The organism is Helicobacter trogontum (assembly GCF_000765905.2).
Lineage (GTDB): Bacteria > Campylobacterota > Campylobacteria > Campylobacterales > Helicobacteraceae > Helicobacter_A > Helicobacter_A trogontum.
In genome coordinates this window covers 1-13472 of sequence record NZ_JRPL02000022.1, presented here as the reverse complement: position 1 = coordinate 13472, position 13472 = coordinate 1, and the positions used below count along the sequence as shown (strand labels likewise).

The window sequence follows — 13472 nt, the reverse complement described above, 5'->3', positions numbered from 1 at the left end:
CGTGATTGCTTGACTTATTTTCTTTTTTTTGTACGATGGCAGATTTTCAACATAAAATTTAATGACAGGGAGATAAGATGTCAAAGTGTCAATGTGGATATGAAAACTCAAATAAGGCAGTGTTTTGCATGAGTTGTGGAAGCATAGTTGATGATTCATACTTTAGCGATAAAGAAGCTTTGCAAGAGAGTGAAAAAAAGATCAAAGCCTTTTTACAATCTTTGCAGCAAAAGATGGCAAAAAGCATTGTAGAATCTAAGATTGAGCAATTACAAGACTTGTTTAATAATGTTTCTAAGACAAAGGCATTTTTAGAAGTCTTTACCGTGTATAATGAACAAGTAAATGATAAAAAAGATGCACGTATAAATAATTTTATCCAAAAATGTAATAATTTTTTATCACGTGATGATAGCTTTCAAATTGCGGTTTGTGGCACAATTAAGGCCGGGAAAAGTACGCTCATTAATGCTATGCTAAAAGATGAATATGCTTCTACTTCCGTGACACCAGAGACAGCGGTTTTAACGAAGTTTTGCTATGGACAAAAAGATGAGATTGTTGTTTCCTTCTATAATGAATCTGAATGGCAAGAGTTTTGGCAGAGTGCAAGTAAGGGAGGAGTATTTAGGGAAGAGTATGAAAAAAGTGGTGCAGAGTTTTATAAGTCCAAGTGGATAAACCATAGCCCTATAACAGAGGAGCTAAGCATTGACACGCTTAAGAAATATACAAGTTCACAGAGTGAAAGCCACTATTTTGTCAAGGAAGTGTGTGTTAGGTTAAAAGACTTTCCTTTTGGTAAAAACATTGTTTTTGTAGATACGCCAGGGCTTGATGATCCAGTTGACTATCGTTCAAAAGTTACGCGAGATTATATTGATAGAGCAAATGCAGTGATTGTATGTGTGCAGGCTAAAACACTCACAGCTAAAGAGGTGGATACAATTTATAGGATCTTTGATAATACGCGGGGTAAACCAGAAAAAGTATATGTACTTGGCACACAATATGATACTCTCAATAACCCATTAAAAGAATGGGAGCAGCAAAAGCAATCATGGATAAAATACCTTTCTTCTGATAGAGATAAAGATATTGCGCAATTTACAAAAATCCAAGCAGAGAAAAATATTATCCAAGTATCAGGATATGTAGGTCTTTTACTTGATTTGTATGAGAAAGATAAGATTGATGATGATGGTAGAAAGAAAATAAAAGAATGTTCGTTTAAATTCTTTGAAGATACTGACTTTGAAAAGCATATTGAGGGATTAAGAAAGATAAGCAATATACATATAATTTTTGAACGCATTAAAGAAGATATTCTTCAAACAGCAGAGCAGGCAGCTATAGAAGATGCACGAAGTGCTTATAAGTTTTTGTATGATGAAATAGAGACATATTTTCAAGATTCTGCAGCACTCTTGCAGGAGAACTTTGATGTTTCGCAAAAGGATATAAACGCAATCAATGAAAGGATTGCTAAAGCAGAGGAGGATCTAGAAGGGATTAAAAACCAAACACGAGATTTGGAAAAAATAATGAAAAAATTTGAAGAAGAATCAAAAGAAAATATTATTGAACTAAAAAGACAAATTGATTCGATTATAGAGAAATTGAGTGATAGCGTGGTAAATGGTAACGAGATATTGAGATACGATAACTCTTGTGACGTGATGATATGAGGAGGATATATATATGGGAATGTTTGATTGGATGAGTGATGTATGGGATAATATCAAGTCATTTTTTGGGTTTGGGGATAAAGCTGCAAAAGATATGGGTAAACAAGACTCATATGATAGAGATTCTACATCTGCGTCTGCAGAACAAGCTGATAGGATACATCAATCCTTGGTGGATCTTACAAATGAAGCAAAAAATACAGCGTGTAAACTAGAGGATCAGATTGCTCACGCGATAGCAAATAATTTTAGGCAATTGGAAGATCAAATACAAAAAATTAATAATAGAAAGTTTGGTTCTATATCTTTGAATTTACCTATAAGACAAATTAAATATACAAACAGAGTGAATGTGCGACATATAAAGGGTGTGCTGATGCAAGATCTTATGCCAAAGCTTAGCATTGGTAATAAAGAATGCTTAAAAATCTTAAAATTAAAAGCAGGTAAAGACAAAGAAGCAGAAATGAGAAATTTTATTAATAAGAGTTTTAAGGAATCTCTTATACGCTTAAGAAATGATATGGATACAAAGAATAAAGATTGCATAGATAATGTCAACGATAAGCTAAAAACTAGGCTGGGGGTCATGAAAGCAAATGCACAAAAATCGCTTGATGTTTTAGAAGATCTAAAATCTAGCGATGGCAAGGATATCGCCCAAAAAGAGCACAAGCAACTTGTCGTTTTGCAAGAGTTATTTTTTGTGAAATATGCAACATTGTTAAATGGGAAAAAATTAAGGGGAAATAATGGCTAAATGGCTTACTGAATTGGGTAAAGTGGTTAGGACGGCTATAATGTATGCTCCAAAGGTGATTGGACTTATTAAAGAGGCAAAAGACCTCTTTTCTAATAATAAGGCAGATATAGATAATGTCGCAAAAGAGACATATAAGAAAGGGGCACAGAATCCAGAAGAGAACATGGGTGTAATCCATGCTTTAAATGAGTTAAAAAATAATGTGCAAGATCGAGCTTCAAAGATAAAAAATGAGATTACCTATTTTTTAGTAAATCATATTAAATCGCTGAAAGATATACTCGAACAAGGTCAGATTCCTACATACAATATTGATTATGCAATGCGTGAAAGCGAGAGGGTAATAGGGCAGATTTTTTCAACTCACATTACCCAATATTTTAGTATTGGTAATGATCGATTTGTAAAGATTCTGCAAATTCCGTGTGAAGAGGAGAGGAAAGAGGCATTAGAGCATTTCTGCAATAAAGTGTTAATCAACGCTTTAAAAGAAATCGTGAATGAGCTTGATAAAAGTCTTGCCTATATGCAAGAAACCTTTTGCGATATCTTACAAGACAAATATCAGATTCAACAATCCCTTTTGCAGCGAGATGCTGCTTTGCTCCGAGAATTGCAAAGTAGCACTATACAGGAGAAGCAAAAGAAACAAATAGCTATAGCAGAGCAAATCGCCTGTTACAATGCAATATCTTTGATACTTCAAAGATTGGTTAAATAAAGGCAGTATGAAATTTACCTAAATCAATGAGGGGTCCAAATATGCTATATGTCAATAAATAACATAGCTAAAGAGAGTGAAATTTTAAAATAAAAGCATACCTTCTGAAATAACCTAAGCATGTAAAATTGCTACTTTTCTGTTTTTGGAAGGAGAGGTGGTGTCTAAAAAATTCATGCATCTCGTTTTATTTCAACTCCCTCCATTTTGAGTGCTAATATCTAGAAAAAGATATAAAATTTTCAAATATCCCCCCTCTTAAATCTTCATGATTCATCCAAAAAATATACAAAGATATTGTTTAATAGTAGAGTAGGTTAATAATTTGCTGTTTGTGGTAGGCTTTCAGAGTTTTGACATTCAACATAATGTCTCACCTCTTATCTTCTAGTCTTGCATGTATGGTTTCAGTGTAAATGTGGTTGCTAATTATACCTAACCCTAGATCTACAAATAATCTCAAATGCTGATGCAATACCATAGAATTAAAATAAATATCTAAATTGCACACTGACACTGCGACCTGGTGCTGGGTATCTTCCTTTTGGACTTGTCCCATCACCTATAAACCAATACTTGTCATTGAAAATATTATTCACCTGTAGACTACCAATAAGGGCTTGTTTGCCACTTTCCCAAAGAGGTCTACTAACTTGAATGTTTGCGACATAATATGCTGGTATTTTTCCACCAGTGCATTGACTGCTTGTTCCATTTGATGAAGGACATGTCCAATCTTCTTTTATATTATTATCAAGGTCGCTAAAGGCACTAGAATAAAAATAACTTGAATAAGATAGAACGGTTTTTCCAAAATTATAACTCACATCTGCAATAAGTTGATGAGGAGATACAAATGGCAGAAATTTCATATAATTTGGTCCAGATTTTAATTGTCTTGCATCAATAAAGTTATAACCTAAATGCATATTTAATCCTTCAAGCCAACTTGGATTATAATAGAGCTCAAATTCAGCTCCTTGAGATGATGTCGCACCCGCTTGTATTTGCCCACCACTTACTTGAGTAACAGATTGATTGTCTACGTATATATAGAAATAGGTAGCAGTCATAACTATATCGTTATTAAAATTATATCTTACCCCAGCTTCTGCTACATTTGCATGTTGATTATAATTTACATTAAGAAGCGGATTTGCTCCATATTGCTTGGGTAAAAATGATCTATTGTAATTTGCAAAAACTAATACAGATTCTACAGGTTTATATCCTATATTAAACCCACCAGATACCTCATGATATATTGATTGTTTGTTTGTTGTGGAATTACTACTACTTTGCGTGTACTCTCCATTATAATAAAGGAAATCATAACGTAAACCAGGGGTTAAGATTAGCTTATCAAATAGCGTTATTTCATCACTTATGTGAAAAGCAAGGAAATGATTGTTATGAAAATTGCGAGATGTTTGCTCTGTTGCACCAGTATTAATGGTTGTGGTATATACAAATGGCGTGATTTGCTCGCTAGTGTAGGTAGCACCTGTAACAATCTTTTGTTTTACTGCTTGTCCATCGATATTAAGTGTAAGCTTTGGTGCAAATCCATTTACAACAAAAGATCTTAAATGATCAGTAATTGTCGTGGGTGCATTGCTGCCAGTATAATTGACTTCTTTATATTTATCATCTAGAGTAAAATCTCTACTAAGGTTATGATAATAGTAAGCTATATTGACATCTCCATCTATATTTTCTTTTTCAAAGTCATAATCATAATTTAATCCAAATCTAGTTGTGGCACCACTTGCGGCGAGATAGGGACGCTTGTTTTGAAATCTGTTAGCGATGTAATCTGCAGGGGTTAGTGAACCAGCAAGTTTAGAGTTAAATTCATAATATTGGATGTAGCTTTTTAGACTATGATGTTCGCTTATATCATAAATAGCATCAAGCTTATAGTTTTGTATTGTTTGTGGTGTGTTTTCTCTAAAACTTTCCCCTTTAATCACGTTTGCTTGTCCTTGTATACCAAAATTCTGTGTGATATATCCGCCTGTGCGTATATATGTATCAAACAACATATTATTGCCAAATGGTTTACCATTTTCTTTCAGTTTATAAATATTATCAGGTAAGCCCCACCATGTGATTTTCTCACTAATTTCTGTTTCCCATTCTTTTGGGATTGGTTTGCTATGGATGTTGATCACTCCACCAAATGTATTTGGACCTGCCCAAAGTGCCGCAGCCCCTTTTGTAACCTCGATATAATCAACCATTTGTGTTGTGATTGGGAAAAGAGCCAATTCTATGTTTGAATAGGGGGCACTATATATATTAACACCATCAAGCATGATTAATCCCGTGTTGCTATGTCCATTCCCTTGACCTCCAAAGCCTCGCACGGAAATTTTTGGTAAAATACCAGTACCAGAATAGTCTCTTATTTGAATACCTGGGATTTTTTGCAAAGATTCATCAATATTTCTTACCGCACCTCTTTTAAGCGTATCGCTTGAAATTATATGTGCAGTGCCATTGTGATTTAAAACCTCTTCACTCAAATAATTTGTTTTTGATGTTGCCGTTACTCTATTAACTCTTATGGTTTGTCCTGCCAAAGCAGTGCTAAAACAATCTAATAATAATACGATAAATGTGATTTTTTTCATAAAAAAGCTCCAACGAAAGATGCGAAATCTTATATATAATGTGTCAATTATTTGTTAATATTAATATCGATTTTTATTTTTATATAAAATCAATAATACTTTACAATATTTATAAAACACTAAAAGTGTCCTTGCGTGTTACAAATGAACTTTATTGATGGCAATAAAACCTAATAAAACATAATAATTGCGATGTTTCTTTATTGTATTTGCTTTGACTTTCATCTTTTTATGTATGAAATAAGCACTTAATTCAATCAAGCTTTATGGTGGAAGTCTGTGAGTGTGTTTGATAGATATTTGTTGAGAATATTTAAAGAAGGATAGCTTTAGAATGCGTAGCGGTTATTTTTTGTGTAATAAGTATTTTGTTTTATAGATTTTTATTCTTAAAATGTGTTGATGAGTTGGCACACTCATAAATTAGAATCACTTGGATAAACATTGGTTATAGAACTTAGACTTAAAGATATTGGGCTAGTTTGATTAATATCTAAAATTGATTGAATGCAAACATTATTTAATTACTACATATTTCATTTTTTATTGCTACAATTATATTTTAGTATTTATTTTTGTGCGTTGAAAGGTTTGGTATATGAAGATTTTAGAAGGTAAGATTGCTTTACAAGGCAATGAGAGAATTGCTGTTTTGTGCAGTCGGTTTAACAGCATGGTAACAGAGAGGTTAATCGAGGGAGCAAAAGATTGCTATTTGCGACATGGCGGCAATGAGGATAACTTCACTCTTATAAGAGTCCCAGGTGCATTTGAATTGCCTTTTGTGCTTGAGAAAGTGCTTGAAAATGGCGATTATGATGGTGTATGTGTGCTTGGAGCGATTATCCGTGGTGGTACACCACATTTTGACTATGTAGCAGCAGAATCTACAAAGGGTATTGCAAATGTAACATTGAAATATGGTGGAGCAGTAAGTTTTGGTATCCTAACAACAGATAGTATTGAACAAGCTCTTGATCGTGCAGGGTTAAAGGTGGGGAATAAAGGTTTTGAAGCGATGGCAAGTCTAATCGAACTCATTGATATATACAGGCAGCTTGACTAATGGCAACAAGAAAACAAGCAAGAGAAGCTGTTATTCAGATTCTGTATGCAAAAGAATTGGGCAATGATAAGGCAATAGAGCAAGCAGAATCATTTCTATATGAACAAAAAATACGCAATAAGCAGCAGGATTTTGCCCTCACTTTATTGCATGGGATTTGTAGTGAAGAGAAACGCATTACAGATGTTATCAATGTATTTTTGAAAACCTGGGATTTAAGTCGTTTGGGTGTCATTGAAAAAAATATAATCAAGCTTGGTGTGTATGAATTATTGCAAACAAATACGCAAAAAGCAGTTGTGATTAATGAGGCTATTGAGCTTACAAAATCTTTTAATGTGCAAGATGCATTTAGGTTAGTCAATGGTATACTTGATTCTGTTGCAAAAGCAGATCCTAAGGTGTTAGATGATTTGATACAACAACAAGTGCAGACAGATAGTATTAATGCAGTAGATCAAAAACCTATAAATGAAACTTACATAGAATCTAAGAAAATACAAGAACAAAAGCCAAAAAACACGCAATATCTCAAAAAAGATGCTACAAAAAAAACAAGACCTCAAGCGGATATGCAAAAAGCAATAAAAGTAGATTCTATACAAAATTTGCCAACAAAAAAAACAGATATAGCACGTATCAAATCGATCCAGATAAATGCAAATGCTAAGAGCAAAGAACAACAGAATCTAGAGAAAAAAACGCATATGAATAAAAAGTCAGATTCTAAGAGATCAAAAGATGTTGAGCGTTTGAAAGCATCTAAAAAATCTAGTCAATTCAAAAAATTTAGTAGCAATGGGATAAAACATGCACAAACAGATTCCAATAATACAAGAAGTAATGGGGATAAAAAGGATGTGCTAAAGTCAAATACAAGTCTTAATAAAGACATAAAAACTACTGCAAAAAAGGATTAACATGAAGCTTTGTATTGCTCTTGATATGCCAAGTATGCAAGAGAATCTTAAACTAGCAAAAGAGGTGCAAGAGCACTTTAGTAATGAGGAGATTTGGTTAAAAGTTGGTTTGCGTAGTTTTGTGCGTGATGGTAGGGACTTTGTATGTATATTGCAGGATTTAGGTTTTCGAATCTTTTTGGATTTAAAGATTTATGACATTCCTAATACTATGCTTGATTGTGTCTATGAATGTCATAAACTTGGGGTAGATATGATGACTATCCATGCTAGTTGTGGCAAGGAAGCGATGCGATCTATTGCTAAATTGTTGCGTAAAGAATCTTCAGACATGCGTGTTGTAGCTGTGAGTGCTTTAACAAGCTTTGATGAAGATGGTTTTAGAGAGATATATAATACCTCCATACAACATGGTGTAAATTCACTTGCAAATATAGTATATGAAAGTGGTATAGATGGGCTTGTGTGCTCAATAGATGAGGTTTCACTTATAAAAAGCATATCAAACACATTGTTTACGGTGACACCTGGCATACGACTAGAATCTAGCAGCGATGATCAAAAACGCACAGCAAATGTAAAAGTAGCTAAAAAAATTGGAAGTGATTTTATCGTTGTTGGTCGACCAATTTACAATGCAATTGATAAAGTTGGTGTGATTAAGCAAATTTTAAATGATATGAAGTTATAAATATCTTACATCTATAGTAAGGAGGAGATGATGACTACACAAGTGCAGATATTTACTGCAAAAACGACAGAAGAATTACAGCAAAAGATGAATGAATTTTGTATAGATTTTTTTCCAGAGGAAATTATAAATTTCAAGATAGCAAAGATTCCAGTGCATCCACAAGAGATACAAGATGAAGCACAATGGTTGGGCTATATCGTATATAAGAAAAGTGAATATTAAAACTTTGCCGTAATAAATGGTATTTTTAAGAATTGATATAATAATACCTTTTATTTGTTTTAATCCTAAGTGTGTAATGAGGTTGTCATTTTGTCAAATTGGCTAATTCATTGTGTGATAAGATATCAATAATAAAGGCTTATTATGAAAGCTAAAAAGAGTAGCCTTTATGAGTGTCAGCATTGTGGTTGGCAAAGTAGTAAATGGCTTGGTAAATGTCCAAATTGCAATGCATGGGAAAGTCTTGCAGAATTAAAAAGCGATCAGTTGAACTACATACAACATAATCAAAAGCATAACCTACAATATGCAACTTCTCATGTAAAAGCTTTACCTATCACGCAAGTACAAGAAGAAGTATTAGAAAGGTTTAGTTCTACGCAAAGTGAGCTTGATATTGTGCTTGGTGGTGGGATAGTGCGAGGTGGAGTGTATCTCATTGGCGGAAGCCCTGGTGTTGGGAAATCTACCCTGCTTTTAAAAGTAGCAAGTGGATTGGCAAATGGGGATTCTGATATACAGCCGCATATGTCACAAAAAAATCATGACACAATGAATCCAAGATCTTACATAGAAACTACGACTTCAAATATACAAAACGTAGAATCTAAAAATACTCATTTAAACTTAGATCTCCAAGTAGGTTTGCACAATGACCCTTCTACTCAATTTCATAATAATAAACAGGATATAGCTCCTCTAAATTTTGCACAAAAGAATCCATCACTAGCCCAGATGACCAAGGTAAAATCAGGTGATGATGTCCTAAAGTCATCAGATCACTCAAATATGACACAGAATCTAAAGACAAAACATACAACTATGCAAACAAAAGGCAGAAAAGTTCTTTATGTAAGTGGTGAAGAAAGTCTTAACCAAATACACAATCGTGCAAAACGATGCCAAAGTTTAAGTGATAACCTATATCTTTTAAGTGAAATTAACATCTTAGAAATTAAAGAAAATCTGCTAAATGGTGGTTTTGAGGTTTGCATTATAGATTCTATACAAACAATTTATTCGCCAAATTTATCAGCGGCTCCAGGCTCTGTATCGCAGGTAAGAGAGATTACATTTGAACTTATGCGTCTTGCAAAAAGCTTCAATATTGCCATGTTTATTATTGGACATATTACAAAAGATGGACAGATTGCAGGTCCTAGAGTGTTAGAGCACATGGTTGATTGTGTGTTGTATTTCGAGGGTGAGAGGAGCAATGAGCTAAAGATTTTACGTGGCTTTAAAAATCGTTTTGGTACAACAAGTGAGATTGGAATCTTTGAGATGAAAGCATATGGTTTAGTGAGTGCAAATGAAGCCACAAGGAAGTTTTTTAATGCAAAAAAAGATATGCCAGGAAGTGCTGCAGTGGCGATTATGGAGGGGAGTAGATGTATTGTTGTTGAGATTCAAGCACTAACCTGTGAGAATGAATATGGTGTGCCAAAACGGCTTACAAATGGCTTTGATAGCAACAGGTTAAATATGATTTTGGCTTTACTTGAAAAAAAGTTGGGAATTCATTTGCATAAATACGATGTGTTTGTAAATGTTGCAGGTGGTATTAAGATTAGCGAGACAAGTGCTGATTTAGCCCTTATTGCAAGTATTCTTTCAAGTTATAAAAATCGTCCGTTAAAATCAAGCACAGCATTTATCGGAGAAGTAAGTCTTATTGGTGATATCAGAGAAGTTGGTGGGCTTGAGTTGAGATTAAAAGAGTTGGCTAACTTTGGTTTTAAAAACGCCATAGTCCCAAATATTCCAAAAGGTTATAAAGGACAAGTGAAGTGTGTGCAAGCATTAGAGGTCGCACAGATTATTGATTGGATGTGATTATATCTGTTCTTGCCACAGAATATTTGGCTTAGTGTAACAATAATATTGATGCTACAATTACATGCAAAATAAAGGAAGGCAATGGATAATAACACACAATTACAAGAGCTTTTTACCACAAAGCAACCCTTATTTATACTAAGTAGCACACGATCCAAGAAAGAATTTTATCTACACTTTAAGTCTAAAAGTCACCTAGATTTCAACTTACATTTAAATCAAGAAAACAATGAAATATTGCAAAATTGTTTTATGTTATTTGATAGCTATGCTTCTGCTGATACATTTGGTATAAATAAAGATACAATGATTTTGCCTGATGCCCTAAGCATTGCTGAATTTTTCACGAAAATAACATTTAGCAATCACCCTAAGATTCCAAACAACGTACGTGACTTTTTTATGTTGCAAGCCTTACAAAATGTAAAGCAAAAAAATAAAAATATCACTAAAAAACCACAAAGCTTTTTAAACTTTGAAACAAGTTTTATAATGTTTTTACAAACTTCATCAGTGTTATTGCAGTTTTATGACGAGTTAAGAGAACATAAAATTACAATAACAAAAGAAAATCTTAGTAAGTTTGCAACTATTGATAGCTATGAAGAATATGATGAGCAATTAAGCCTTGTGGCAGATATTTATGAGGAATATCATTTCTTGCTCAATTCTAATGATATAATAGATTCTATATATAGCAATACAACACAATCATATAATATCTTTACAGAATATATACAAAACTTTTCAAGCATACATATTGAATTAGAGGGGTTTATATCGCCATTGCAGTATGAGATTTTAGAGCGTGTAAGCAATATTACACCAACCTTTCTTTATTTTAGAACAGATAGATATAATATAGGACATTTTCATTTTTTAAAGCAAGAGTTAGAACCCTTTAAGAGTTATATTTATAATTTGCAAACACAAGAAAAATTCATGCAAGATACACAAAAGTTGCAACGAAAAAATCTGAAACTCTATAAAACTACAAAAAGGTTTAGTCAGGCAAATTTAGCTCTTGCCTTGGCACATAAATGGCAGGAAGAAATTTTGTGTGGTGAGGCAAATGAAAATGATTTTGCAATTATTTTACCTAATGAAAGTTTCTGCAATCACTTAATAACTCTAGATTCTAATAATATTTTTAATTTTGCAATGGGGATACATATTGCCTATCTAGAATCTTATAGCTTACTCTCATCTTTATATGAATCTTATATGCAAACAAAGGTATTTGATATAGCGCAGCTTTTAGAGCATGTCGGGACTTATAACATAGAAAAACTTAATGAGTTAAGAGAACAATGCCAACAAGATTCTACAATCATTATAAATCCAAATATATCGCATTTAGAAAATATTCTCATATTATTATTTGCAAGTGAAGAAGCCTTGCTTACACAAATGATACAAATACTTGCAACATTTAATCATATTGCAAACAGAAGATTTTTTAATATCAATACATTAGAGTTTGAGAATCTATTTGCCTTATTTATGCGTGAAATTGTAGGATTAAGAATTAATCATGTAGCAGGTGGTAAAATCAAAGTGATTGGTACGCTAGAGGCAAGAAATTTGCACTTTAAAGAAGTATTAATACTTGATTTTACAGATGATTTTGTCCCAAATGTTACACATGATGATATATTTTTAAACTCTAAGATTCGTGCACATTATGCAATGCCTACACGAAAAGATAAGGAAAACCTCTATAAGCACCATTATTATAATATTATGAGAAACACAGAGCTAACGCATATTAGCTTTGTAAATAATGAAGAGCAAATTCCATCAAGCATGTTATTTGAGATTGGTTGTAATACTGAGATGGCTCAATCTATTGATACACTTTATAGTTATTATGATATGACTAAACAGGCAAACATAACATTCTATGAGGATGAATACAAACCATTTGGATTTGTGGAAAATTTGAGTGCCACAGCACTCAATGTGTATGATGAATGCACTCGTAAATTTTATTATCGCTATATTGAAAACTTGCGAGAGGAGAGAACGCAAAGTCAATATTTTGGCAGCATTATACATCAATGGTTGTATGAATCTTATCTTCCTTATGTTGAACAGGTATTGAGTAAGGATTCTATAGATACAATAGAAGCTAGTTTTTTTTCGAAACTACAAACCCTAAGCACTTCATTACTAACACAGAACAATCAAACAAAAGATTCAGAAATTACCATGAGCACTTTTGCAAAACTTGATAGTTTTACGCCATATATGCAGACTTTTTTTGAACATGAAAGAAACAGAGTGGAAAAATCGCGTATAAAGATTTTAGGGCTTGAATATGTCTTTAAAATAGAAAATTTTCATATAAACTCCACGCAAGGTATGGGTTATAAGCTACATGGAGCAATAGATAGGATAGATATTGTAGATAATGAGATTGTGCTATATGACTATAAAAGTGGGGCTAGTATCCCAAAAAGTTCTGATTTGCAAATGCCTTTTTATGTCATGTGTGCAACTGATATTATGCTGTTGAAACCATATGCGGATTTAAAGATAAAATTAGCATATTATCATCTTGGTGCAAAGGATGCAAGTAAAATCCTAGTATTTAATGATGAAAAAAAACTTAGTGATAATATACAAAGGATTCATAAAATCCTTGAAACTTTTGGAGAGACAAACGAGATGACAGAGAAAAGATCTATATGTAAAGATTGTGAATATGCCATCTTATGCAATAGAACATAATCTTGCTTGAGATCTAATTTTATTTATATACGCCATTAATGTTTTTGCGTATATCTTTGTGTCTTGCGTTTGTGAAAATGTTTCATTTCATTATCCTTTATAATCTTATTAGACAAAAACAAGCAATTCTAGCAAATAAAAAATAATTGACTTTAGAATCCAGTAAAAAAATATGTTAGAATACAGACTT

9 protein-coding genes and 2 pseudogenes are annotated in these 13472 nt (G+C 32.9%); 10 read left to right on the top strand and 1 reads right to left on the bottom strand.

All coding sequences use genetic code 11. From position 1 onward, the window contains the following. Window positions 1-77: 77 nt before the first annotated feature. From LS81_RS08145 to LS81_RS08135, 3 genes are read left to right on the top strand one after another with little or no spacing between them, the layout of a single operon-like run. Entirely contained in the window at window positions 78-1688 is a 1611-nt protein-coding gene (locus tag LS81_RS08145; protein ID WP_034345869.1) for a dynamin family protein, read from the top strand. A 13-nt stretch (window positions 1689-1701) separates the two neighbouring features. Continuing rightward, window positions 1702-2448: a hypothetical protein gene (locus tag LS81_RS08140; protein WP_034345872.1), complete on the top strand. Its 747-nt coding sequence runs from the start codon at window positions 1702-1704 to the stop codon at window positions 2446-2448. Then, entirely contained in the window at window positions 2441-3172 is a 732-nt protein-coding gene (locus LS81_RS08135; protein ID WP_104696487.1) for a hypothetical protein, read from the top strand. The genes LS81_RS08140 and LS81_RS08135 overlap by 8 nt, the downstream gene beginning before the upstream one ends. A gap of 485 nt (window positions 3173-3657) precedes the next feature. On the opposite strand, the gene LS81_RS08130 is transcribed toward LS81_RS08135, so the two are convergent. Beyond that, entirely contained in the window at window positions 3658-5808 is a 2151-nt protein-coding gene (locus LS81_RS08130; RefSeq protein WP_052096516.1) for a TonB-dependent receptor family protein, read from the bottom strand. Between the two features lie 598 nt (window positions 5809-6406). Here LS81_RS08130 and ribH point away from each other — a divergent pair. From ribH to LS81_RS08100, 7 genes and pseudogenes are all read left to right on the top strand, one after another. Then, window positions 6407-6874, top strand: a complete 468-nt coding sequence (gene ribH / locus LS81_RS08125) for a 6,7-dimethyl-8-ribityllumazine synthase (RefSeq protein ID WP_034318887.1) — start codon at window positions 6407-6409, stop codon at window positions 6872-6874. Next, window positions 6874-7794: a transcription antitermination factor NusB gene (nusB, locus tag LS81_RS08120; protein WP_052096422.1), complete on the top strand. Its 921-nt coding sequence runs from the start codon at window positions 6874-6876 to the stop codon at window positions 7792-7794. Before ribH ends, nusB begins: the two co-directional genes overlap by 1 nt. A gap of 1 nt (window position 7795) precedes the next feature. Next, window positions 7796-8485 carry an orotidine-5'-phosphate decarboxylase gene (pyrF, locus tag LS81_RS08115; RefSeq protein ID WP_034344513.1) on the top strand — a complete coding sequence of 230 codons (690 nt, stop codon included), beginning with the start codon at window positions 7796-7798 and terminating at the stop codon, window positions 8483-8485. Between the two features lie 30 nt (window positions 8486-8515). Then, on the top strand, window positions 8516-8710 hold the full coding sequence (locus LS81_RS08110; protein ID WP_034318881.1) for a hypothetical protein: 195 nt from the start codon (window positions 8516-8518) through the stop codon (window positions 8708-8710). A gap of 144 nt (window positions 8711-8854) precedes the next feature. Beyond that, a pseudogene (locus LS81_RS11315) lies at window positions 8855-9214 on the top strand (DNA repair protein RadA); the annotation flags it as partial. Window positions 9215-9541: 327 nt separating this feature from the next. Beyond that, window positions 9542-10546 (top strand): annotated as a pseudogene (gene radA / locus LS81_RS08105) (DNA repair protein RadA); the annotation flags it as partial. Window positions 10547-10630: 84 nt separating this feature from the next. Then, window positions 10631-13282: a PD-(D/E)XK nuclease family protein gene (locus LS81_RS08100; protein WP_104696486.1), complete on the top strand. Its 2652-nt coding sequence runs from the start codon at window positions 10631-10633 to the stop codon at window positions 13280-13282. Window positions 13283-13472: the final 190 nt, after the last annotated feature.

Excerpts from the sequence above, each read along its gene's own strand:
- ribH (WP_034318887.1), top strand. The coding sequence starts at position 6,407 with ATGAAGATTTTAGAAGGTAAGATTGCTTTACAAGGCAATGAGAGAATT.
- pyrF (WP_034344513.1), top strand. The coding sequence starts at position 7,796 with ATGAAGCTTTGTATTGCTCTTGATATGCCAAGTATGCAAGAGAATCTT.
- LS81_RS08130 (WP_052096516.1), bottom strand. The coding sequence starts at position 5,808 with ATGAAAAAAATCACATTTATCGTATTATTATTAGATTGTTTTAGCACT.
- LS81_RS08135 (WP_104696487.1), top strand. The coding sequence starts at position 2,441 with ATGGCTAAATGGCTTACTGAATTGGGTAAAGTGGTTAGGACGGCTATA.
- LS81_RS08100 (WP_104696486.1), top strand. The coding sequence starts at position 10,631 with ATGGATAATAACACACAATTACAAGAGCTTTTTACCACAAAGCAACCC.
- nusB (WP_052096422.1), top strand. The coding sequence starts at position 6,874 with ATGGCAACAAGAAAACAAGCAAGAGAAGCTGTTATTCAGATTCTGTAT.
- LS81_RS08140 (WP_034345872.1), top strand. The coding sequence starts at position 1,702 with ATGGGAATGTTTGATTGGATGAGTGATGTATGGGATAATATCAAGTCA.
- LS81_RS08145 (WP_034345869.1), top strand. The coding sequence starts at position 78 with ATGTCAAAGTGTCAATGTGGATATGAAAACTCAAATAAGGCAGTGTTT.
- LS81_RS08110 (WP_034318881.1), top strand. The coding sequence starts at position 8,516 with ATGACTACACAAGTGCAGATATTTACTGCAAAAACGACAGAAGAATTA.